Genomic DNA, 23,401 nt, shown 5'->3' with positions numbered 1-23,401 from the left:
GCGGCGGCAAAGAAAAGTAGGTGCCGCCCCGCACAGGGGCGACGCCTGAAGCACGAAAGCAATTCGCGGATGCCAGCGAAAACGCGATTCGCGGATGCCAGCGCAAAGGCCAAAACACCAAAACCGCGAACCCCAGCGCAAAAGCAAGCAAACCACCCCAACGCGTCGCAGACAAAAAAAGAATCAGTCCACCCTGGCAGCCCGACAAAAAACCCGCCGCGCCGCCTTAGGCGCACCAACCTCAACGACATCCCGCCACCACCGCTCCCCGCGATGCGGCGCATCCAGATCAACCCTCTCCCCCATACGGGGAGTCGAAAGCGCAATACCGCGCGCAGCGGCCAGCCCTACGACACGCTCGAACGGCTCCTGCCACCGATGCATCGCCAGATCAAAAGTCCCGTTATGAATCGGCACCAGCCAGCGGCCACGCAAATCGACATGCGCCTGCACCGTATCGTCGGGTTGCATATGCACGTAAGGCCATTGCGCGTCATACGCGCCCGTCTCCATCAAGGTCACATCGAACGGCCCGAGCCGCTCGCCAATCGCCTTGAAACCATCGAAGTACCCGGTGTCACCACTAAAAAACACCCGCAAGTCACCGTCGACAATCACCCACGACGCCCACAGCGTGCTATTCCCGTCGAACAGACTACGCCCCGAAAAATGCTGCGAAGGCGTCGCCGTCAACTGCACGCCGTCGATCTCGACACCCTGCCACCAGTCGAACTGCCGCACCTTCGACGCATCGACGCCCCACTCGATCAACCGGTCGCCAACCCCGAGCGGCGTCAGAAACACGCCCGTCGTTTCAGCCAGCGCAAGCACCGTCTCGCGATCCAGATGATCATAGTGATCGTGCGACAGAATCACACCGCGCAACGGCGGCAACGCATCGCGCGCGATCGGCGGCGCGTGGAAACGCTTCGGCCCCATCCGTTTGAACGGCGACGCGCGTTCCGCAAACACCGGATCGGTCAGCCAGAACTGGCCGCGCAGCTTGAGCAGCATCGTCGAATGACCAAGACGGAACAGGCTCCTGTCCGGCGCGGCATCGAGGTCCGCGCGCGTCAGCGCATCGACGGGCAAAGCGCCGGACGGCTCAGTGCCGCGCGGCTTGTTGAAGATCACATTCCACGCAATCCGCAACGTCTTGCCCAATCCCTCAACAGGGCGCGGCTTCACATTGCGAAAGCGCTCGCCATCGTGCTGCGGCGACATGCTCGACAACGCACGGCTGCGCTGCGCCGCCGCGAATCCCAAAACCTGATTGATGGAGCCGATGATCGATTTCATACGAGGCGTCACTCGCGACATAATGTAGACTGCACAGTGTAGTTTATTATCTCGAAAAGTAAACCCATCGGTGTAAAATTAGCCGATGGACGACAGCACCACCCTTCCCCGTCTGACCGACCGCAAACGCGCGGCCGTCATCGAAGCGGCCATCGACGAATTTCGCGCGGCAGGTTTCGACGCGACCAGCATGGACCGGATCGCCGCGCGCGCGAGCGTGTCGAAGCGCACCGTGTACAACCACTTTCCCAGCAAGGAGGCGCTGTTCGCGGCGATCCTTCAGCAGCTATGGGACGCCAGCAAGGCAGGCGATGCGCCCGGCTATCGCGCGGACCTGCCGTTGCGCCCGCAATTGATCGAACTGCTCGCACAGAAACTGCGGCTGCTGAACGACGAGGCGTTCATGTCGCTCGCGCGGGTCGCGATCGCGGCGGGCATTCATTCGCCGGAGCGCGCGCGGGATATGGTGGCGCGTATCGGTGAACGCGAGGAAGGACTGACCGTGTGGATACGCGCAGCCGCCTCCGATGGCAGGCTCGATACGCCGGACCCGGCGTTCGCCGCGCAGCAGTTGCATGGTCTGGTGAAGGGCTTCGCGTTCTGGCCGCAAGTGACGATGGGCCAGCCGTCGCTGACGGCGGAGGAACAGAAGCAGGTCGCCGAGTCGTCGGCGGATATGTTTCTGGCGCGCTACAGGGCGGCTTCGAACGGCACGGACTGATCCCGCACATCCAGCATCATTCGTGCGCCATCAGCCCCTGCAGCGTATCCCCGAACCCGCCCCGCACCTTGGAGGCAATCCGCGCGCTCGTCACCACACGCGGCGCTGCGCTCCACGCGATCCGCGCCCCCGTCTCGACCAGCAGTCCCACCAGCGCGACATCCTCGCTGCACGTGAGCGGCGGAAATCCGCCGACGCGGCAATACGCTCGCGCCGACACGCCGAGATTCGCGCCATGAATATGCCGATGGCCATCCGCATTCATGTACGCGCGATAAAACGCTTCGCGGGTCAGTGCATCGTGCTCGCGCCAGTCTTCGACGAGCACGGGACCGCACACTGCTTCCGCATCGAGCGCAAGTTGCGCGACCAGCCAGTCCGGCGCGACGCGGCTGTCGGCATCGGTGAACGCAAGCCAGCGCACGCCCTGCTCGATCAGCGTCGCCGCGCCCGCTGCCCGCGCCTTGCCGACGTTGCGCACATCGAGCGTCAATGCATGAGTGTCGAAGCAGCGCGCAATCGACTCAGACCGGTCCGTGCAACTATCGAGCGCCACGACGATCTTCACCCGCTCGCCGCGCAACTCCGGATGCGCAGCCGCGATCCGCGCCGCCTGCAGGCAATCGGCGAGCAGTTCCTCTTCGTCGTGCGCGGGTATCACGATGCCGATCATACGAGCCCCTCGCCCTGCGCAACCGAATGCCCGTCCTTCGACCACACGTCCAGCAGCAGATCGTGCTCCGCGTGTTGCACCAGACGGTTCAGCGCGGGCAGTGCGTCGAAGCTCGCGTGGACAGCGTCGGCGGTTTGCAGCCTGCCTTCGAACGGATGACGCCAGTGACACGCGACCAGCGTGCCGTCCGCCGTCAACGATGCGCACGCGCGCCGCGCCAGTTCGGCCGTCGCTTCGCGCGACAGGTAATAGCACAACTCGCCGATCACGATCAGATCGAAACTCGCGTCGGGCCATTGGTCCGGCATCGCGCGCGGTTCGACGGTGACGTTGGGCAGTCCTGCAAGACGTTCGCGCGCGAGACGCACGGCGTGATCGCTGATGTCGCACGCATACAGGCTGTCGCAACGCTGCGCGAGCAGCGCCGACAACTCCCCGTTCGAACACGCCGGTTCGAAGCCCGACCGGTAGCGCTCGCGCGGCAGCGCCGCGATGGTCAGCCAACGCTTGCGGCGCTCATACCAGCTTGCGCGATAGTCCCAGGGGTCGTCGTCCTGTCGGTACAGATCGTCGAAATAGGCGGCGGGAAAAGTCATGCGGGGGAACCTCAGTCGCGTCCAGGATGAAGTCCAAGGTTCCACGTCTCGCCCGCTTCGTCGTCGAGCAGCGTCCGGCCCAGTGCGCACTCGTCGCGCTCCGCATGGCTCTGGCGCAGAAACACAGGGAGATCCGCAATCGCGCGTGCGAACCACGGGTCCGTGCAGAACGGAACGGCGCCGAGCGCGCGCGACACATGCTGCATCACCTGCTCCGCTGCCTGCTCGACGGCAACGCGCACACGCAACGCGCATTGCTGCGCGTCGTCGCGCGGATGCGCGTCGATCCATGCCGCCGACTCGCGCAGCAGCGCGGCCACGGCGGATAGTTCGGCATCGGCGGCACCCAGATGCGCGCACGCGTGCGGCTCGTCGCGACGCTTGACGCTATCGCGCAGAATCGATGCGAGCGCCGCCGCACAGCCATACCAGCAGGCCGCAATGCCGGCGCCGCCATGCCAGAAGCCCGGGCGCGACAGATACGCGCCGGCGCCGCCGACCTGCACGGCGCGCGCGCCATCGAAGCGCACGCTGCTCGTGCCCGTCGCGCGCATGCCGACGGCTTGCCAGCCGCCCGGATCGACGGCGATGGCAGCTTGCGACAGTTCGACGGCAGCCAACACCGGCTCGTCGCCGCGCCATGCCGTGACCAACGCATGCGTGACATGCGGCGCGCCCGAACACCAGGGCTTGGTGCCTTCGAGCGTCAGCGCGTTGCCGCCCGCCGCATGCGCGATCAGCTTCGCGTTCGGCGGCTCGGCAGCCCACACGGCCCAGCTGCCGTCGTCCGCGAGGTCGCAGCGCCCCAATTCCGCGAGGATGGCGAGCGCGTCGGTGTGCCCTTCGTAGAGTTTCGCCAGCGACAGGTCGCACGCCGCAACGGCCGCGAGACCGCGCCAGCGCGTCGCCGTTTCGCCCCGGCCCGGCAGCGGCAGCCAGTCCATGCCGCGCGCCCGCAAGGCGTCGAGCGTGGCCGCGCGGCTGGCTGCCTGTTCGTCACCGAAGCGCACGTTCGCCAGATAACGCTCGAGGGCAGGCACGAGCGCATAACGTCTCGGCTCGATGTCGGCGTCCGGTTCCTCGTCGGAAAGACGCAGCCCGCTGTTGATGTACCACGCAGCGGGCGCGGCGCGCCGCAGGGGATCGTGGCCGATATCGTTCATGCAAACCTCCATCGCAAGCCTGGGGAGAGTGTTGGGTCCGTCGATACACCCGTCGATCGGACAGGTGCCTTACGAGCGACGACGCAAGCGGCATGCCCATGCAACGCCGCCTGCGCCGTTCCGACGTAAGCTGTCGTTGGACGTCTGCGGATGCCAGGCGCGACACGGCATGCCGATTGCACCCTTGATCGCACCCGTTATCGAAGCGCAACCCGGAAAACGCGCTTCGGCAATCGCACTTCGCGCGAGTAGCGGCATGCGCCGCGCGCCCGGTCTCCAACGAGGAAAACAATGGCCACGAACCCAAACACCAACATGCAAAAGGTCGCCCTGCTCTCCGACCTCGCCGACCCAGGCATGAAGCGCGTCGAGGTGAACGGCACGCAAGTCCTGCTGATACGCCGCGGCGACACCGTGCATGCATACAGCGCCGATTGTCCGCATGCGGGCGCGCCACTCGAACAGGGCGCACTGTGCAACGGGCGCCTCATCTGTCCGTGGCACAAGGGAACCTTCGACATCGAGACGGGCGCACTCGTCGAACCGCCCGCGCTGCTGCCGTTGACGCGCTATCCGGCGCGCGTCGAACAGGACGACGTGCTCGTCGACGCCAACGCGGAGCCGTCGAAGCCCGCCACATCCACGGCTGCGGACAAGCGCACGTTCGCCATCGTCGGCGCGGGAGCGGCAGGCGCGGCCGCCTGTGCGGCGCTGCGCGAAGCGGGCTTTGCGGGACGCATCGCGCTGATCGATCGCGAGGCGCGCACGCCCTACGACCGCACGGTGCTGAGCAAATTCGTGCCGTCCGGCGAGATGGCGCCCGATAAGATTCCGCCGCTGCTGCCCGACGATTTCTTCGCCGCCCATTCGATCGACGTGATTCAGGCCGAGGTCACCACGCTCGATGCGACGGCGCGGCGCATCGACATCGGCAGCGCGCCTTCCATTCGCTACGACGCGGCCCTCGTTGCAACGGGCGGCATACCAAAGCGGCTGTCACTGCAAGGCGCCGATGCAGCCGGCGTGAAGTCGCGCATCTGCCTGCTGCGCAATCGCGACGACGCGCGACATCTGGTCGAGACGGCCGCGCAAGGGCAGCACGCGCTCGTGCTGGGCGCGAGTTTCATCGGACTGGAAGTCGCGTCGGCGCTGCGCGAGCGCAAGCTGCGCGTGACGGTCGTCGCGCCCGGCAACGTGCCGTTCGAAAAACAGTTCGGCCCGGAAATCGGCAGGCTGTTCATGCGCCTGCATGAAGTGCACGGCGTACGCGTGCGCATGGGCCATCACGCGCGTTCCGTGGCGGCGGGCGGCGCTGACGGCGCATTGCGCGTGACGCTCGACAGCGGCGAAGCGCTGGCATGCGATTTCGTCGTCGCGGGTGTCGGCGTGACCCCGGCGACGGATTTCATCGAAGGGGTGAAGCGCAACGACGACAGGAGCATCAACGTCGATCTGTCGATGCGCGCAGCCGACGGTCTCTATGCAGCGGGCGACATCGCGCGCTTCGAGTGGCCATCGCCCGGCAGCGAGCGCGTACGGATCGAGCACTGGCGCGTTGCGCAACAGCATGCGCGCATCGCGGCGCACGCCATGCTCGGCATGCCGCCCAGGGAACCGTACGTGCCGTACTTCTGGACATATCACTTCGGCAAGACGTTCGAGTATCTCGGCCACGCGAAACACTGGGATCAGACGAAGTTCACGGGAACACCGGATACCTTCGAATTTATCGCGCTGCTCGGCGAGAAGGGAAAGCTGGTGGCGGCTATCGGTTGCAATCGCGAGAAGCAGACGGGCATGCTCGTGGAAGCGATGCGCCACTCACTGAGTCTCGCCGACGCGATGAAAATTGCCGAGTCCGCCTGAGCGGAAGCGTCGCTGTAGATCGCGCCGTGCATCGCGATTCGTACGTCATGATTCGTACGTCATGCGATGCACGGTGTGGAGTAACGCGGCGCAACGGCTGCGTTGCGCGTCCGCCATCAGCTGCTATGCGAAGGATGCCCACCGGCGCCCGGCGGCTCCGGCCGATCTCCGCTCCCCAGCGGCACCTCGGCCGTTTGTTTCGGATGGCGATTCGAGCGCGGCGGATTGGTCGCCTTCGCGGTTTCCGTCGGCTCGCCAGGCTGCGTTGTCGTGCCTGTGCGTCGTGCGTCGTCCTGCTCTTGCGGATGCTTTTCGTCCATCTGTGTGCCCCCTGGCCGCAAAGCCGTAGTCATGATAGAAGCCGTACCCGCGCGGGAATATCTACATGCGGGCGTGGAAGGATTGCATGCCTGCACGCGAAGCGTACCTTTCGCGCTTCAAGGCTGGCGCTGACCGCCCTGATGCTCAGGTGGCTTCTGGTTCTGCGGTTGTTGTCCGCCATCGCGAGTCGGCTGGTGCGGATTCGCGGGATGATTCGGTGCTGCCTTCGGTGCTTGCTTCGGTGATGCCTGATGCGTACTCATCGCCTGTTTCATGGTCTTGTCCTCTTCGAAGTGGAACACGCGTCGCGTGTCGCGTGACACGCTTGCGCGTCCTTCATGCGGCAAGCGGCGTTCCTGTCGGCGCACGTGACGCGTCCCCCGCACGCGAGGAACAGCGTTTGCTGCAGATTTCCTGAATGTTCGCGATGGACTCTTTCTTGCGTGCGCAACGGCCCGTTGCACGCGAACGAAAAGCACACTTCGACGATGACGCAAACCCCGACCATCACCGCCGCCGCAGCAGAACCGTCGACGATCAACACCCGCGCAGCGCCGGGCCTGCTGCGTGTGAACCGCAACTGCGAATGGCTGGAGCAGGCGCCGCACTTTCGCATCCTGATCGACGCCGCCGACTACTTCTCGACATTGCGTGACGCGATGGCCCGCGCGTGCCACACGATTCATATCGTCGGCTGGGATATCGACAGCCGTTTGCAACTGGTTCCCGGCGGTGCGCCCGATGGTCTTCCCGCCGGTCTCGCCGACTTCCTTTGCGCGCTTGCGGAGCGCAACCGGCATCTGCGCATCCACATCCTCGCGTGGGACTTCGCGATGCTCTACGCGTTCGAGCGCGAATGGCTGCCCGTGTACAAGATGGGCTGGCGCACGCATCGGCGCATCCGCTTCCGGCAGGATGGACGGCATCCCATCGGGGCGTCGCATCATCAGAAGATCGTCGTGATCGACGACGCGCTCGCGTTCGTCGGCGGCATCGATCTCACCAGTTCGCGCTGGGACACGCCCGAGCATCATCCGCACGCGCCCCTGCGCCGCAACGCGGGCGACACGCCCTATCAACCGATGCACGACGTCCAGGCAATGTTCGACGGCCCCGCCGCGCATGCCGTCAGCCGGCTCGTGCGCGAGCGCTGGCGTCTCGCGACGGGCAAGCCGCTCGAGGTCTCGCCTGACTCGAACGGCAACGCCCGTATCTGGCCCGCCGACGTGGCAGCCGATATCGAAGACGTCGAACTCGGCATCTCGCTGACGGAACCGGCGTTCGAAGGACGGCCTCTCGTCGAGCAGATCCAGCAGCTTTACGTCGATGCGATCGCGGCCGCGAAGCACGCCATCTACATCGAGAACCAGTACTTCACGGCGAGCCGCGTCGGCGCCGCGCTCGCCGCGCGTCTCGCGGATGCCGACAGCCCCGACATCGCCGTCGTCGGTCCCGAAAGAACGAGCGGCTGGCTCCAGGAAGCGACGATGGGCGTGCTCCGCGCGCGCCTTCACCGCCTGCTGAAACAGGCCGACGGCCGCCAGCGCTACGCGATGTACGCACCGACCATTGCCGGCATGAGCGGCACGCGCAGTCAGATCATCAACGTGCACAGCAAGCTGATGACCGTCGATAACGACGTCCTGATCGTCGGCAGCGCGAACCTCAACAATCGCTCGATGGTGCTCGACACGGAATGCAACATCACGCTCGAAGCGCGCGGCGATCCGCGCGTGCAGGCCGCCATCGCCTCGGTGCGTAACCGGCTGCTGGCCGAGCACCTCGACGTCGCGCCCGCCGATGTGCAGGCCGCGCTCGACACCCGTCGTCTGAACGACGCCATCGCGCACCTGCGGCACGGCGAACGCACGCTGATGCCGCTCGATCCCGTCATGTCCGGCGACCTCGACGAACTGGCTTCGAACGTGTCCGTGCTCGATCCGGAAGCGCCCGTTGCCCCGCATGAACTCGTGCGGCATTTTCTGCCCGAGGAGCGCAGCCGCCCGCTCACGGGCAAACTGCTCGCGCTCGGCTCGCTCGCGCTGATCGTCGTCGCACTCGGTTTGCTGTGGCGCTTTACACCGCTGCGCGATGCGGTCAGCTTCACGGCCCTCGTGCACGGCGCGCAGCGGGTGCACGCGTCGCCGCTCGGGCCGTTTGCGATCGTCGCGATGTATGCGCTCGCGGCGAGCGTCTCGGTGCCCGTCACGCTGCTGATCGCCGTGAGCGGCTTCGTGTTCGGCGCGCTATGGGGCAGTACCTACGCGTTCGCAGGCACGATGATCTCGGCGTGCATTACCTACTATGCCGGGGCGTCGCTCGGTCACGATGCCGTGCGCAAACTCGCAGGCCGCCGCATCAACCGCATCAGCGAAAAGCTCGGCAAAAAAGGGCTGATTACCGTGCTCGTGCTGCGCGTGGTGCCCGTTGCGCCGTTCACGATCATCAATCTCGCGGCAGGCGCGTCGCATATCTCCCTGCGCGACTATCTGGCGGGCACCGTGCTCGGCATGACGCCGGGCATCGTGCTCGCGACGACCTTCGCCCATCAGCTCGTCGCCGCCGTCCGTCATCCGTCGATGTCGGGGCTCGTGCTCGTCGCGCTGATCGGCGCGGCGTTGATCGGACTGTCGGTCGCGTTGCAACGCTTCTTCGCGCGCCGCTCATGAACGCTATCGCCCCCGGCTTGCGCGAACAGGCGGCTGCCCAGGACGTTCGCGCGTTGCGCATCGCCACCTACAACATCCACGGCACGGTCGGCGCCGACGGGCGGCCGTCGGCGGAACGCATCGCGGGCGTGATCCGCGAACTGGACGCCGATATAGTCGCGTTGCAGGAAGTGCCGCTGGGCGGCAGCTTTGCGCCAAATGCGCTGCCTGTCTTGCGCGAAATGACGGGCATGGACGCGGTTGCCGGGCCGACGCTCGATACGCCCGAACGACGCTATGGCAACGCAATCCTTAGCCGGCTGCCCATCTGCGCGACGCGTTCGCTCGATCTGTCGTTCGGCACACGCGAAGCGCGCGGCGCGCTCGACGTCGATGTGGAGACGGACGGCCCCGGTTCGGGATTACGGGTCGTGGCGACCCATCTGGGCCTGTCGGCGCGCGAGCGGCGCGCGCAAATCCGCGCGCTGATTGCCGCATTCGATACGCCGCGCATGCCCGTGCTGCTGATGGGCGACCTCAACGAGTGGTTCGTTTGGGGCCACGCGTTGCGCATGCTCGTTACCCATTTTCGGGCGGCGCCCGCGCCGCGCACCTTTCCGGCGCGCCTGCCCGTGTTCGCGCTCGACCGCATCTGGATGCACCCCGCCGACCGTCTGATCGACGTGACGGTGCACCGCAGCACGCTTGCACGTGCCGCATCGGATCACTTACCGCTGGTCGCGCGGATCGCACGGGAGCATCATTAGAAGTTCGCGGTGAGTGCAGGCGCATCGCTTGCGCGCTCTGCGGCTTCGTTCAACTTTCTTCATGGAGCAGCCAATGGTCAGAAAGAATTACGCCCCGGACGAAAACGCCCCACGTCAACCGTATGCGGATAAGGATGCGGGTGTCGGCATGGGTCGGATCACACTCGACGACGACGATCTCGAGGACGACCTGGACGATGAAGAAGAGGACGATGCGGAAGGCTCCCGCTGACGTCTGGTGAACTGACGGAGACGTAAGAAAAAAACGCAGCGCGCGGCGTCATGCCGCGCGCTGCGTTTTTGTTGTCGGGCGATTGAATTTATTTTACGCGTGCCTTTCGGAAGGCCGTTCGGCGGGCCGCTCTACGCGCCCATCGATGCCGCGCTCGCCCTGCACCGGCTGCACCGGCTGGGTCGGATCGAAGTCGGCCCAGCGGCCCTGCTGCCAGCGCCCCGTAGCGCGCTCGATCGATGCGCCGCCCGCCTCTCGCAGCACGTTCGCGGCCATCTGCTGCGTATCGGGCGTCACGTGCACGGCTAGCAGCACGCCGGAATCGCGCTCTTCGTGATGCGCCCGCTCGTGACGGGCGCCCTTGCCGCCGCCGCGCGTCTTGTACATGGCGCCGATCAGCGAGCCGATATACGCGCCGACGCCCGCCGCGATCGCCGACACCAGCACGGGCGCCGAGAATGCAGTGAAGATGCCGACCCCGACCACGGCGCCCACGACGGCCCCGATCGTCACGCCCATGCCGGCGCCTTTGGGCGCATCGGTAGCGGCGGCGTCCTTGTTTTCATCGCCGCCGATCGGAAAGCGCGCATGCTGCCCGCGCGGATTGACGAAGAACAGCGACACGTCTTCTTCGACAAAACCCGCTCGAAAAAGGCGCTCGGCGGCCGATTCCGCCGCCGGAAACGTGGTGAATCGTGCGGCAACGATAAGCGACATGATGCCTCCCTGGTTCCAGACTTCGTTCGATAAAGGACGGCGGCGCGCGCCGTCCCGCTATGACGACTTGAGCAAGGCATGCGCCTGGCTCACTTGCGACGTTCGCGTGGTGCGTCGTCGAGGTTCGCGTCTTCGTCGGCGTCTTCACCCGGCGTGTCGGCGAGTTCGTCCGCCATGCCGTCGGCATCTTCTTCGCCCGCCGCGCTGATCACGCGGTCTACTTCGATGTCCTCGTTGTCCTCGAGCGTCGAATCGCCATCGGCGGAGGCGCGTTCGCCTGTACCGAAGCGGTCGGTGTCGCTCGCGAGTTCCGCTTCGCCCGTTTCGAGCGCGTGATTGTCGAGTTCGCCATCGACATCGAATTCATGACGCTTCGCGCCCGCAACGTCGCTGCCGCTATCCGACGAATCGCTCGGCCCGAGCGAGGCGTTGTCGTGTCCCGGCTGCCTGGGCTCGGGGCGTTGTTCGTCATCGGGATTGAGTGTGCTCATGCTGGCCTCCACAGTGGGTTGTTCGGGATGCTGCGTCGCTATGAGGCCGCAAGAAGCATTCCGCAATGTCACTCACTGCTCACTTGCCCGTTTGCTCATTGAAGAGCACGGAAGAGAACCGAAGGGAACACGCATTGCTCGCCATGGCTGCATATGCAGCGCGCGCATCTTCGAGCGAAGACGATATGAGCACACGCACACCCGCCCCGCCAGCCGACGACCAATCCGGCCGACCGCAAGCCCCGGCAAAACAAACGCCGCAGATCGACCCCGGCCAGCAGCCAAAGCGCCTCGACGATTGCCGCCGCTGCGCGTTGTGGGCACGCGCGACGCAGGCGGTCGGCGGGACCGGCCCCAAGCACGCGCCGATCATGATGGTGGGCGAGCAACCGGGCGATAAGGAGGATCAACAGGGCAAGCCGTTCGTCGGCCCTGCCGGACAACTGCTCGACGACGCGTTGAAGGAAGCGGGCGTCGCCCGCCACGACGTGTACGTGACGAATGCCGTCAAGCATTTCAAATGGGAACCGCGCGGCAAGCGCCGGATGCACAAGACGCCCGCGCAACGCGAGATCGACGCGTGTCATTACTGGCTGGAGCGCGAACTGGCATCCGTCGGTCCGCGCGTGATCGTCGCACTCGGCGCGACAGCGCTGAAGGCCTTACTGGAGGATCGCGACGCGCGGCTTCAGGCCGTCGTCGGCAAGGTGCTCGAGCACGGCGGGCGCCACGTCGTGCCGACCTATCATCCATCGTTCGCGCTGCGTGCACCCGATCAGGCGACGCGCGAACGCGCCTATGCCGCCATCGTCGCGGCATTGCGTGAAGCGGGCAAGCTCGCGCGGCGCGAAGCCGCGCGCGATAGCGACGGATGAAGCGCGGCAAGCGAACGGTCCCGCGTCAATGTTGCGCGTCGAGCACGGCCTTCAGTTGCTCGAATGAATAAGGCTTGCGCAACGCCGTCCAGGTGAACGGCAGCGATTCGTCGTGCACAGGCACATCGCGACCCGATGCGAACACGATGTGCCGCGCGGCGTTCATCGCGACCGCCGCGCGTGCGAGGTCGAGGCCCGACATGCCGGGCAGCGTGAGATCGGTCAGCAGCACATCGAACGGATGCAGTTGCAGGCGTTTCAGCGCTTCTTCGGCATTGGCCACGGCGTCCCAGGTATGACCGAGCAGTCCGAGCAGCTCGCACAGCGCATCGCGGCCGTCCCGGTCGTCTTCGACGACGAGAATGTGCAGCTTGCCCGGCGTGTCGCACTGCGCCGCGTCGTGCGTCGCGCGCGCCGGGCCGTCGAACACCTCGCGTATTTTCCGCGCGAGCTGCAAACGGCTATACGGCTTTTGCAGCAGATCGGCGCCGCGCCGCAGTTGCGCGTCGAGCCCCGTCGTGTCTCGCGTATGGCCCGACGTGAACAGCACCTTCAACGACGGCCGTATCAGTCGCGCCTGACGCACCATTTCGGGACTCAACAACGGCCCGGGCATCACGACATCGCTGAACAGCAGATCGACTCTTGCGCCGCTGCGCAAGACGGTCAGCGCCTCGGTCGCGTCGTTGGCCGTCAGCACGCCGTAGCCGAGTTGCGACAACATGTCGACCACGGTCAGTTGCACGCGCCGGTCGTCTTCGACGACGAGCACGGTTTCGTCTCCGCGCAGGTCTTTCCCGGACTCGGACGTGGACTGAGCGAGGGGCCGCTCGATGAGCGGATCAGTCGAGCGCGGCAGATAGATCGTCACCGTCGTGCCGACGCCCGGCGTGCTCGCCAGTTCGATGTGCCCGCCGCTTTGCAGCACGAAGCCGTAGGCCATGCTCAGGCCCAGCCCTGTGCCCTGGCCTTCGGGCTTGGTCGTGAAGAACGGATCGAACGCGCGCTCGACGACGTCCGCGCTCATGCCCGCACCGGTGTCGGTGACGGTCATCTTCACGTACTCGCCCGGCTCGACCTGCGCGGCCACGGCGGCTTGCGCGTACAGCACCGCGTTCGACAGCCCGAAGGTCAGCACGCCGCCCTCGGGCATGGCATCGCGCGAATTGATGGCCAGGTTGAGCACGACGCTTTCCAGCTGATGCGTGTCGACCAGCACGTTCCACAGCTCGCCGCTCGCATGCGATTCGTGTACCCGCACCTCGACGCGCTCGCCGAGCGCGCGCCGCAACAGGTCGTCCATGCCGTGCAGCACGCCGCCGAGATCGGTCGTGACGGGTTGCAGCGCCTGGCGGCGCCCGAACGCGAGCAGTTGCGCGGCGAGCTTCGAGCCGCGCTCGACCGCCTCGATGGCGCGGCCGATACGCGCCCGGCTCCACGCATCGTCGTGGCGCGCGCCTAGCAGTTCCAGATTGCCGCGCAGCACTTGCAGCACATTGTTGAAGTCGTGCGCGACGCCGCCCGTCATCTTGCCGAGCGCTTCCATTTTCTGCGACTGAAACAGCGCGTTGCGGGTCTGGTCCAGCAGTTCCGCCGCCTGGCGGCGCTCGGTGATGTCGCGTGTGATTTTCGCGAAGCCGATCAGCACGCCGTTCTCGTCGCGGATCGCGTCGATCACGACATGCGCCCAGAACCGGCTGCCGTCGCGACGCACGCGCCAGCCTTCGGCCTCCCAGCGGCCTTCGCGCTCGGCCGTCGCGAGGCCGCGCTGCGGCACGCCCGCTGCCGCGTCTTCGGGCGTGTAGAAGCACGAGAAATGCGAGCCGATGATCTGCTCGTCGGTATAGCCCTTGATGCGCCGCGCGCCCGGATTCCAGTTGGTGACGCAGCCTTCCGGCGACAGCATGAAGATCGCGTAGTCGTTCACGCCCTGCACCAGCAGCCGGAAACGCCGGTCGCTTTCGAGGGCAGCGTCGGTGGCTTTCTTCTTGTCGCTGATGTCGCGCACGACGCGTCCGTAGCCGAGCAGCTCGCCGTCGGGTGCGTAGAGCGCGGTGATGATGACGTTCGCCCAGAACAGGCTGCCGTCCTTGCGCACGCGCCAGCCTTCCATTTCATGGCGGCCGTCTTCACGCGCGCGCTGCAGCCCGAGTTCCGGCAGGCCTGCGCGCTGGTCTTCGGCGGTGTACAGCACGCGCACGTGCTGGCCGAGAATCTCGTCGGGCCGGTAACCCTGAATCGCTTCGCCGCCACGGTTCCAGCTGATGATCGTGCCGTCCGGCGCGAGCGCGAAAATCGAATAGTCCGTCGTCGATTCGGCCCACAGCCGCAGCCATTCGCTGCTGAAGCAGGCGGCGGGCGCGTTCGTGCCGCTCGCCGCGGCGCTGTGGTCCGCGTGCGGTTCGGGCGGCTCCGCATGCCCGCTTGCCGCGCTGCCGGGGTCCTTGTCGTCGTCGCTCATTGCCTGTTGTCTGCTCTCTCTCTGCGCGGTCATTGTATAAGCACCGGCAGGCTGCCGGCATGCCGATCAAACCCTATGCCTGCCGCCTTCAGCGCGACTTCGGGCGCCTCAGAACGGGAACCTGGTCGTCGACAGGATTTCCTTGAGCACCATGAAGCTGCGAATCTGCCGCACACCCGGCAGGTATAGCAATTGCTCCGCGTGCAGCCGGTTGAAGCTCTCGCTGTCGCGCGTGCGCACGAGCATGAAGTAATCGAATTCCCCCGTCACGACGTGGCACTCCATGCAGCCCGACACTTTTTGTGCAGCCTTCTCGAACGCCGCGAAGGTTTCGGGCGTGGAGCGGTCGAGCACGACGCCGATCACCACCAGCATCCCCGCGCCGAGCGCTTTTGGATCGAGCAAGGCGACCGTCGCGCGGATCAGTCCCATTTCCTTGAGCCGCTCGACGCGCCGCAGACACGCGGGCGCGCTCAGCTTCACCTTCGCCGCGAGCGCGACGTTCGAGATCGACGCGTCCTGCTGGAGCTGCTTGAGGATCGCGCGATCGAGGCGGTCGAGTTGCGACAGCGGCGTGGCTTCACGAGCGGAGTCACCGCGTAATTTTGTTGCGCACATGGATAATTTTAAGAAATGAAGATAGGCAGGCTGTTTGAGATTCGTTTTTAAAGTAGCGTCGAGCAAATTATTTCGCAAGCTCATTTCGCGGGGTCTTTCCTATCATGTCTGTCAGCGCGGCACCGTTCGCGCCCTTCCAGACAACGGACCTCGACCATGAACCTGCAACGTTTCCCCCGCTACCCCCTCACCTTCGGGCCGACGCCGATCCAGCCGCTCAAGCGCCTCTCCGATCATCTCGGCGGCAAGGTCCAGCTGTACGCGAAGCGCGAGGACTGCAATAGCGGTCTCGCGTTCGGCGGCAACAAGACGCGCAAGCTCGAATACCTGATTCCCGAAGCGCTCGCGCAAGGCTGCGACACGCTGGTATCGATTGGCGGCATCCAGTCGAACCAGACGCGCCAGGTGGCCGCCGTCGCTGCGCATCTGGGCATGAAGTGCGTGCTGGTGCAGGAGAACTGGGTGAACTATTCCGACGCCGTGTATGACCGCGTCGGCAATATCCAGATGTCGCGCATCATGGGCGCGGACGTGCGGCTGGTGCCGGACGGCTTCGACATCGGCTTTCGCAAGAGCTGGGAAGATGCGCTCGACAGCGTGCGCGCGGCAGGCGGCAAGCCCTATGCTATTCCCGCCGGGTGCTCGGACCATCCGCTCGGCGGGCTGGGTTTCGTCGGCTTCGCCGAGGAAGTGCGGCAGCAGGAAGAGGAACTCGGCTTCAGGTTCGACTACATCGTCGTGTGCTCGGTAACGGGCAGCACGCAGGCCGGGATGATCGTCGGCTTCGCGGCGGACGGACGCGCGGACCGCGTGATCGGCATCGACGCCTCGGCGAAACCGGAACAGACCCGCGAGCAGATTACGCGCATCGCGAAGCGCACGGCCGAACAGGTCGATCTGGGCCGCGATATCACCGCGCAGGACGTCGTGCTCGACACGCGTTACGGCGGCCCGGAATACGGCTTGCCGAACGAAGGCACGCTTGAGGCGATCCGCCTGTGCGCGCGGCTCGAAGGCGTGATGACCGATCCCGTCTACGAAGGTAAGTCGATGCACGGGATGATCGACAAAGTGCGGCGCGGCGAGTTTCCGGAAGGATCGAAGGTGCTGTATGCGCATCTGGGCGGCGTGCCCGCGCTGAACGCTTATAGCTTCCTGTTCCGCGAAGGCTGATCGACGTGCGAAAAACAAATGGCGATGCCTCAACGTATCGGGGCATCGCCATCCGTCTCCTCGCATCGAGGCCGCGACCCTGCGCGGCCCCGATTCCCCGCTTGTTCCCGGTTTCCCGCGTTATTTCACCAGTTCGCCCGGCCTCCATCCTTGCGCGACGCCGATCTGCGCAACCTGCTTCGCCACGGAGTCGGCCAGCTTCTTCGCGTCGCTGGTGACGGTATCGTTCTTGTGCTCCGAGCCGACATGCAGCGCGCCGCCCACGGCCGCCGACGTCGCCACGTGTCCTACTGCCGCGCCGACGCCCGCCGTTTCCGCGACGCCCGGCATATGACCGCTGTTCGCATCGGCGTCGAAGGTCTGCACCAGTTGCGGCATGCCGCCTGCCGGCTTGTACAGCACCTGCACGTGCGCCGTCACCTCGCTCTTGCCGGCGCCGAGGCCGATCAACGTGCGGCGGCGATGGTTGCCCGCGTCGATCGAGCCGACCGCGCCTTCGACGATCAGCACGTTCTGGTCGGCAGGCGGCGGCGCGTCGGTGCGGATCGCGTGCACGCCCATCGACTGGAGTTTTGCGACGACTTCGTCCGTCAGCGCGTTGCTTGCCTCCGCGGCTTCCTGTGTTTGCGACGATTGCGACGATTGCGACGAACCCGGGAAGCTTGCGCTCAGTTTGTGAATCAGGCCGCTGTTGTCGAGCTTCACGGATTCAGGATTGCTCGCGAACGTGTAGACATAGACGTTCTGCGGGTTCGCTTGCGTGAGCGTCGAGTATTGGGCGGTGTTCGTGACGCTGGCGGCCGCGCAGCCGCTCAGCAGCATCGCGCTGAATGCGATTGCAGCGGAAGCGCTGCGAAGGGTCTTGCCACGAACGGAGTTGAGAGCTGCAAACATGTGAAGTCCTGTCATCGGTCAGAAGATTAAGCAGATCGTCCGATATTTGGCTTCACCAGAAGCAACATCGGCGATGTCACGGTTGCGTGAATCGCCGGTGTCGTTCTGTTGTTGTGTTCCGTTAGCTCTGCACGCGGAACGCAGTATGGTCGAGCGCCCGGATGATGGCTATCGACGAATTATGTCGACTCATGTCATGCGACGCATCGCCTTATGCGACAAGGGTTTCGAGGTTCATCGCGAGTCCACGACCGAGCTGTTGCAGACCGTCCCGCCGATGGTCACATTGGACAGCGAAATCGCATTCACGTTGTACGCGTAGACAGGCCCCGGCGTGGTCGCGCTGGCCGTGCCGTTGCATGCGGGCGTGCCGAGATTGCAGTTCGTGATCGTGACGCCCGAGATGGGCGGAATCGCGGGCGCGGGAGCGGCGCCGTTGTAGTCGAACGCAACGGGGCCCTGCGCGACGATCGCCTGGAAGCACGAGGCCGTCACGCCGTTCACCGTGACGTTGCTGGCCGTCACGTTCGAAATGTTCACGTTCTGCACGAGTGCGGGACGTGTGCGCACGGCATCGTTGGCGGGCTGATAGTCGCAATCGAATGTGATCAGCCCGCCCTGCGCCGCCGAAGGATTGGCGGCAGAGGCCGTTGCCACCCCCAACGGCACCGTCGCGTTGATCGGGCTGCCCGCGAGCAACGCACTGCCGTAGCCGCCGCCTGCCAGATTGACGCCATTCGGCAACGTGACGTTATCGACGTAGAAGTTCTTCACATAGCCGCCGCGATTCATGTTCGTCTTGATGCGGATCGCGATGTTCAGCGGATTGGTCTGCCAGTTCTGGTTGAGCATCTGCAGATTGCGCGCATAGATGTTCTGCACGCCGCCGCCCATTTCGCTGCCCAGCGTGATGCCGCCGTGGCCGCTGTTCATCGTGCAGTTCTGGATCACATGGTTCTGCGCGGGGCCGTAGGTGGTGTCGAGCGCCTTGCCGGACTTGATCGCGATGCAGTCGTCGCCCGTGTTGAAGGTGACGCCGTCGCACAGCACGTTGTTGCAGGCGTCGGGATCGAAGCCGTCGTTGTTCGGACCGATGCTGTCCGCCGTCACGCCGCGTATCACGACGTTCGCGCAGTCGGTGGGATGGTGCTGCCAGAACGGCGTGTTGTTGGTGCGGTAGTCCTCCATCAGCACGTTCGTGCAGCCGAGGAACTCGACCATGCACGGCCTCAGATAATGCCCGACGCCGAAGATCCGCTGTTCGACGGGCACACCCGCTTCCGATAGCGCCGGCAGATAGTTCTGGTCCTGCTGCCAGGGCGTGGCGGTGCTGGTCAACAAGGCGTAGAGCGCATCCGGCAAAGCGGGCGCGACCGTTTTCAGGTCGACGTTGTTCGGGTTCGTATAGGCCTGCGAAGGTGTCGTCGAGCTGGTGCAGCCATAGGCGTTCTTCGTGCCTTTCCAGGTCCACCAGCAGGTGCTCGTGCTGCCGCTGCCCGCGAACGGCGTCATCGCCTGGCCGTTGAGCACGGAGGTCGCGCCCTCGCCGGTAATCGCGATATTGGTCTGATTGCGTGCGTAGACGGGCGCGCCGAAGTTCAGGCAATCGTTTGCCTGCCAGCGGCTGTAATAGAGCTGGCCGTTCGATGCGCAATCGACAGGGCCGTCTTTCGCGTAGTCGGCGGGATTCGGGCTGAAATAGATCGTGCAGTTCGCGCCCAGATGGAAGTTCACATTGCTCTGCAACACGATCGGCCCCGCGCAATACCACGTGCCTGACGGCACTACGACACGCCCGCCGCCTGCCGCGCTGCACGCAGCGATGGCGGCAAGGAACGCGGGACGCGAATCGAACGATCCGGGCGCGTGGGTCTGGTCGGCGCCGGGGCTGGCTGGCGACGACGCCGAAGCGGCGTACGGATTGGTCGCGGCGATCACCGCGCAAGTCTGTGCGCCGTAACTGGTGACGACGAAATCGACGGACGGAAACATCGACTGCGAAACCTTCTGCAGCGACGCGATGATCTGCCCGGCGGCGCCAGTGCTGCCCCAGATCGGGTCGCTGCTTGCCGTTGGCGCCGGAGGATCCGAATGATCGCCGCCGCAACCGGGCAGTGTGCCGAGCAGCGTGGCGCCCGCAGCGGCCCCCGCGAATGCGATGAAGGTGCGCCGTTGCGGCGATTGCGGACCGTCTGAACCTGCGCTGGATGTGCTCGAGCCTGCCCTGTTTGCGCGACTGCTTCTGTTGTGCGTCGTCACCGATGTCTCCTCGTAGTCTGCCTGCTTCGCTGGGATCGATCGCGCAGTCGACACGTTCTGCCGAATCGCGACGGAGACATTGTTGTAAAACAACTTTAGTAGTGTCAAGCGCGTTTCTTCAGCCTCTCCCGTTCCGCAGAATCCCGTCACAAATCGTTATATTGAGATTACAAGCGGCTTTTAGCGATTTTTCTGGAGCCGACGAGGGCCAGGGATGCCCCTGGGACAACGCAATATTTGCTTGACAACTTATCAAGCGAACGCGACGATGTCAGACATAGAAAAGCATGATCCAGCCCATGCGCGGCCATGCGTTTGCAGGAGCGCCCGGCCTACCTGTGATTCATGGATCACGCTGCTGCGGCGTGGCGCAAGCCGCAGCGGTCACCACCTCGCGCCAACCCAACACAGACTCATCCAGACGGCATCGCAAGCGGCTCGATGCCCGTCATCCGCAGGAGACATGTAGTGCAACGCCATACGATCAAAGGATTACGCTGGTGGATCATCGGGCTCATCATGCTCGGGACCGTCTTCAACTATCTCGCGCGCAGTTCGCTGTCCGTCGCTGCCCCGACGCTCACCGACAAGCTGCACATGACGACGCAGCAATACTCATACGTCGTCGCGGCATTCCAGGGCGCTTACACGGTGATGCAGCCCATCGCGGGCTATATCCTCGACTTCGTCGGGCTCAAGGTCGGCTTTGCGATCTTCGCTATCGCATGGGCCGCGTCGAACATGCTGCACGGCCTCGCCACCGGCTGGACCTCGCTTGCGTTCTTCCGTGGCCTGCTCGGCATGAGCGAGGCCGCCATTTTCCCGGCGGGCATGAAGGCAATCAGCCAATGGTTCCCGGCGAAAGAACGCTCCATCGCGACAGGCTGGCTCAACACGGGCACGTCGATCGGCGCGATGCTCGCGCCGCCGCTCGTCGTGTACTGCATCCTCACGTTCAACTGGCAGATGGCCTTTGTCGTCACGGGCGGCTCGGCGCTGATCTGGGTGGCGCTGTGGCTCGTGTTCTTCCGCAAGCCCGAAGATCATCCGAATCTGTCGACCGACGAGCGTCAATACATCCTGTCCGGCCAGGAACGGCGCGCGCAGGACGCGACGGCGCGTCCGTCCTGGCGTCACGTGCTGTCGACGCGTCGCTTCTGGGGCATTGCCATTCCGCGCTTTCTCGCCGAACCGGCATGGCAGACCTTCAACTTCTGGATTCCCCTCTACCTGTTCACCGTGCGTCACATGAACCTGAAGGAGATCGCGTTGTTCGGCTGGATGCCGTTCCTTGCCGCGGACCTCGGGTGTCTGGTCGGCGGCTATCTCGCGCCGTTCTTCGTCCGCCGCTTCAACGCGTCGCTGATCACGTCGCGCAAACTGGTCATCATCTGCGGCGCGGTGCTGATGGCCGGTCCCGCGTGCATCGGCCTCGCGGCCAGCCCGTATGTCGCGATCGCGCTGTTCTGCATGGGCGCCTTCGCTCACCAGGCCATTTCCGGCGCGCTGTTCACGCTGGCATCCGACGTGTTCGGCCAGCACGAAGTCGGCACGGCGACGGGCTTCTCCGGCATGTTCGGCTGGCTGGGCGGGATGATCTTCTCGTTGATCGTCGGCGCGTTGGCGGCTACTCTCGGCTATAACCCGCTGTTCGTCTGTCTGATGCTGTTCGACATCATCGGCGCGACTCTCGCGTGGAAGCTGATCACGCATGGCGAGTCGTTCTCGCCGCCACTGACGGGCGTGCCTGTGGAACTCGCCGGGCGGACCACATCGGGCCGCTGATTTCCTCGATACCTGCTATCTGCCATAAGGTTTGATCATGACGAAAAAGATTGCGTTGAGCGGTGCGGGCGGTCAGCTTGGCCGCTTCCTGCGCGCCGCGCTGAACGAGCGTGGCGTGAACTTGCGGTCCGCGGCGGGCTCGCGCGCGCTGGAGCCTTTGTTCGACGGCGAGGACGTGATGCACGGCGATCTGCGCGACCCCGCCGTGGTCGACCGGCTGATGCAAGGCGTCGATGTGCTGATTCACATGGCGGGCACGAGTGTCGAACGGCCGTTGCCCGAGATCATCGAAAACAACTTGCGCGGCCTCGTCGAGGTGTATGAAGGCGCGCGTCGCCATGGCGTGCGCCGCATCATCTTCGCGAGTTCGAATCACGCGATCGGCATGTATCCCGTAGAGGACAAGCTCACGCTCGACTGCGCGTTCCGCCCCGATGGCTTCTACGGGCTGAGCAAGGCGTGGGGCGAATCGCTTGCGCGCATGTACTGGGACAAGCATGGCATCGAGAGCGTATGCATCCGCATCGGCAGTTGCATTGAAAAGCCGACGGAGTTCAGACACCTCAGCACCTGGCTCGGTCACGACGACTTTCTGCATCTCATCGACCGTTGCATCAACGTGCCTGACCTTGGTTTCCAGGTGGTCTGGGGCGTGTCGAACAACACGCGCAGCTACTGGGACAATTCGGCCGCCGCGCCGCTCGGCTATCAACCACGGCAAAACGCCGAAGACTACGCCGACGAAATCCTGAAGCAGCCGAATCCGCTCGATCCCGTCGCGCAGCGTTTTCAAGGCGGCAGTTTCGTCACGATCGACTACACGCCGCCCGAGCAGCGCAACCTCCGTCGCTGACGGCCGCGCTGCGCCGCGCACTCTGTGTTGAAGTCCCTGACGGTTCCCTTCCATGGAGAGCACGATGAAGCTTCCGGAGAACCCATTCAAACGCGCGCTGCGGGCCGGGCGTCAGCAAATCGGCTTGTGGTCGAGCCTTGCGAGCCACGTGTCGGTCGAAATCCTGGCGGGTTCGGGTTTCGACTGGCTGCTGCTCGACATGGAACACTCGCCGAACGAACTGCCGATGGTTCACAGCCAGTTGCAAGCCTGTGCGGGCACACCGACGCATCCCATCGTGCGGCCGCCGTGGAACGACATGGTGACGATCAAGCGCCTGCTCGACAGCGGCGCGCAGACCTTGCTGATTCCCTACGTCGAAACCGAAGACGAAGCGCGCGATGCCGTGTCTTTCACGCGTTATCCGCCGGAAGGCGTGCGCGGCTATGCGTCGACGGCGCGAGCCTCGGACTTTGGGCGCATCAAGGATTATCCGAAGCTTTGCGCGAGCGAGCTATGCGTGCTCGTGCAGATCGAGAGCCGGCTCGGCTTGCAGAATCTGGAGCGGATTGCGGCTGTCGAAGGTGTCGACGGCATTTTTATCGGTCCGGGCGATCTGTCGGCAGCGCTCGGACATGTGGGCGACCTCAAGCATCCCGCTGTGCAGACAGCCGTTGACGACGCGATCAGGCGCATCGCCGCAACGGGCAAGCCTGCGGGCATTCTGATCGGCGATGAAGCGCTTGCGCGCCACTATATCGATCTCGGCTGTCTGTTCACGGCCGTCGGGTCCGACATCGGACTGCTTGCCCGTAACGCCGAGCAGCTTGCGGCGAGGTTCAAGGCGGCTGGATAAGAGCACCTGATTGGCACCAGAACCCGCCCGCTCGCTTCATGCGTCGGGCGGGTTTTGTTCTGTGCTCCGACTACTTCGACTAACCCGCGCACTCCATAAAAAAAGCGCCGCAATCGCGGCGCCCTGTCCTGCTTCTGCAATGTCAACCAGCGTC

The 23,401-nt window shown here is 65.0% G+C and carries 21 protein-coding genes; 10 read left to right on the top strand and 11 right to left on the bottom strand.

Annotated features, from left to right (window positions below; translation table 11 throughout):
* Positions 1–183 precede the first annotated feature (183 nt).
* A complete protein-coding gene (locus KFO72_RS35060) occupies positions 184–1,299 on the bottom strand; it encodes an MBL fold metallo-hydrolase (RefSeq protein WP_107204031.1) in 1,116 nt (371 codons plus the stop codon).
* Positions 1,300–1,384: 85 nt separating this feature from the next.
* Here KFO72_RS35060 and KFO72_RS35055 point away from each other — a divergent pair, with 85 nt between their 5' ends.
* Positions 1,385–2,020: a TetR/AcrR family transcriptional regulator gene (locus KFO72_RS35055; protein ID WP_054934749.1), complete on the top strand. Its 636-nt coding sequence runs from the start codon at positions 1,385–1,387 to the stop codon at positions 2,018–2,020.
* 16 nt (positions 2,021–2,036) lie between these two features.
* Here the strand turns inward: KFO72_RS35055 and KFO72_RS35050 are convergent, their stop codons facing one another.
* From KFO72_RS35050 to KFO72_RS35040, 3 genes are read right to left on the bottom strand one after another with little or no spacing between them, the layout of a single operon-like run.
* On the bottom strand, positions 2,037–2,693 hold the full coding sequence (locus KFO72_RS35050) for a glycosyltransferase (protein ID WP_060602916.1): 657 nt from the start codon (positions 2,691–2,693) through the stop codon (positions 2,037–2,039).
* Positions 2,690–3,289 (bottom strand): class I SAM-dependent methyltransferase, encoded by a 600-nt coding sequence (locus KFO72_RS35045; RefSeq protein WP_054934747.1) that lies wholly within the window; start codon positions 3,287–3,289, stop codon positions 2,690–2,692. Before KFO72_RS35045 ends, KFO72_RS35050 begins: the two co-directional genes overlap by 4 nt.
* 11 nt (positions 3,290–3,300) lie before the next feature.
* Positions 3,301–4,452, bottom strand: a complete 1,152-nt coding sequence (locus KFO72_RS35040; RefSeq protein WP_225034017.1) for an acyl-CoA dehydrogenase — start codon at positions 4,450–4,452, stop codon at positions 3,301–3,303.
* 291 nt (positions 4,453–4,743) lie between these two features.
* Between KFO72_RS35040 and KFO72_RS35035 the strand changes: the two genes are divergently transcribed.
* Positions 4,744–6,318, top strand: coding sequence for an FAD-dependent oxidoreductase (locus KFO72_RS35035; RefSeq protein ID WP_225034016.1), 1,575 nt, complete (start codon positions 4,744–4,746; stop codon positions 6,316–6,318).
* A gap of 437 nt (positions 6,319–6,755) precedes the next feature.
* On the opposite strand, the gene KFO72_RS35030 is transcribed toward KFO72_RS35035, so the two are convergent.
* Positions 6,756–6,962 carry a hypothetical protein gene (locus tag KFO72_RS35030; protein ID WP_156516685.1) on the bottom strand — a complete coding sequence of 69 codons (207 nt, stop codon included), beginning with the start codon at positions 6,960–6,962 and terminating at the stop codon, positions 6,756–6,758.
* A gap of 165 nt (positions 6,963–7,127) precedes the next feature.
* Here KFO72_RS35030 and KFO72_RS35025 point away from each other — a divergent pair, with 165 nt between their 5' ends.
* The 3 genes from KFO72_RS35025 to KFO72_RS35015 all read left to right on the top strand — a co-directional run bounded on the left by KFO72_RS35025 (position 7,128) and on the right by KFO72_RS35015 (position 10,286).
* A complete protein-coding gene (locus KFO72_RS35025) occupies positions 7,128–9,308 on the top strand; it encodes a VTT domain-containing protein (RefSeq protein WP_225034015.1) in 2,181 nt (726 codons plus the stop codon).
* Complete coding sequence (locus KFO72_RS35020; RefSeq protein ID WP_176055305.1) at positions 9,305–10,054, top strand: endonuclease/exonuclease/phosphatase family protein; 750 nt, start codon at positions 9,305–9,307, stop codon at positions 10,052–10,054. The genes KFO72_RS35025 and KFO72_RS35020 overlap by 4 nt, the downstream gene beginning before the upstream one ends.
* A gap of 73 nt (positions 10,055–10,127) precedes the next feature.
* The gene (locus KFO72_RS35015) at positions 10,128–10,286 is read left to right on the top strand and encodes a hypothetical protein (RefSeq protein WP_156516684.1); all 159 of its coding nucleotides are present in this window, start codon (positions 10,128–10,130) and stop codon (positions 10,284–10,286) included.
* 93 nt (positions 10,287–10,379) lie between these two features.
* Here KFO72_RS35015 and KFO72_RS35010 read toward each other — a convergent pair whose 3' ends face one another.
* On the bottom strand, positions 10,380–11,003 hold the full coding sequence (locus KFO72_RS35010; RefSeq protein WP_062916466.1) for a hypothetical protein: 624 nt from the start codon (positions 11,001–11,003) through the stop codon (positions 10,380–10,382).
* 89 nt (positions 11,004–11,092) lie between these two features.
* On the bottom strand, positions 11,093–11,494 hold the full coding sequence (locus KFO72_RS35005; protein WP_082670382.1) for a chemotaxis protein: 402 nt from the start codon (positions 11,492–11,494) through the stop codon (positions 11,093–11,095).
* A gap of 185 nt (positions 11,495–11,679) precedes the next feature.
* Between KFO72_RS35005 and KFO72_RS35000 the strand changes: the two genes are divergently transcribed.
* Complete coding sequence (locus KFO72_RS35000) at positions 11,680–12,369, top strand: UdgX family uracil-DNA binding protein (RefSeq protein ID WP_412101816.1); 690 nt, start codon at positions 11,680–11,682, stop codon at positions 12,367–12,369.
* Between the two features lie 25 nt (positions 12,370–12,394).
* Here KFO72_RS35000 and KFO72_RS34995 read toward each other — a convergent pair whose 3' ends face one another.
* Positions 12,395–14,830 (bottom strand): PAS domain S-box protein, encoded by a 2,436-nt coding sequence (locus KFO72_RS34995; protein WP_225034013.1) that lies wholly within the window; start codon positions 14,828–14,830, stop codon positions 12,395–12,397.
* A 108-nt stretch (positions 14,831–14,938) separates the two neighbouring features.
* A complete protein-coding gene (locus tag KFO72_RS34990; RefSeq protein WP_054934740.1) occupies positions 14,939–15,448 on the bottom strand; it encodes an Lrp/AsnC family transcriptional regulator in 510 nt (169 codons plus the stop codon).
* A gap of 156 nt (positions 15,449–15,604) precedes the next feature.
* On the opposite strand from KFO72_RS34990, the gene KFO72_RS34985 reads away from it, so the two are divergent.
* Positions 15,605–16,621: a 1-aminocyclopropane-1-carboxylate deaminase gene (locus KFO72_RS34985; RefSeq protein WP_107204023.1), complete on the top strand. Its 1,017-nt coding sequence runs from the start codon at positions 15,605–15,607 to the stop codon at positions 16,619–16,621.
* A gap of 120 nt (positions 16,622–16,741) precedes the next feature.
* Here KFO72_RS34985 and KFO72_RS34980 read toward each other — a convergent pair whose 3' ends face one another.
* A complete protein-coding gene (locus KFO72_RS34980) occupies positions 16,742–17,515 on the bottom strand; it encodes a DUF4410 domain-containing protein (protein WP_225034012.1) in 774 nt (257 codons plus the stop codon).
* Between the two features lie 234 nt (positions 17,516–17,749).
* A complete protein-coding gene (locus tag KFO72_RS34975) occupies positions 17,750–19,774 on the bottom strand; it encodes a glycoside hydrolase family 28 protein (RefSeq protein WP_225034011.1) in 2,025 nt (674 codons plus the stop codon).
* 519 nt (positions 19,775–20,293) lie between these two features.
* Between KFO72_RS34975 and KFO72_RS34970 the strand changes: the two genes are divergently transcribed.
* The 3 genes from KFO72_RS34970 (at position 20,294) to KFO72_RS34960 (ending at position 23,247) form a co-directional block, all read left to right on the top strand.
* Entirely contained in the window at positions 20,294–21,559 is a 1,266-nt protein-coding gene (locus tag KFO72_RS34970; protein ID WP_225034018.1) for an MFS transporter, read from the top strand.
* Positions 21,560–21,596: 37 nt separating this feature from the next.
* Complete coding sequence (locus tag KFO72_RS34965; protein ID WP_176055310.1) at positions 21,597–22,412, top strand: NAD-dependent epimerase/dehydratase family protein; 816 nt, start codon at positions 21,597–21,599, stop codon at positions 22,410–22,412.
* A gap of 64 nt (positions 22,413–22,476) precedes the next feature.
* Entirely contained in the window at positions 22,477–23,247 is a 771-nt protein-coding gene (locus KFO72_RS34960; protein WP_176055311.1) for an HpcH/HpaI aldolase family protein, read from the top strand.
* Positions 23,248–23,401 lie beyond the last annotated feature (154 nt).

The organism is Paraburkholderia sp. XV, from assembly GCF_020177535.1.
GTDB lineage: Bacteria > Pseudomonadota > Gammaproteobacteria > Burkholderiales > Burkholderiaceae > Paraburkholderia > Paraburkholderia caribensis.
This window is presented reverse-complemented; position numbering and strand designations above follow the sequence as displayed.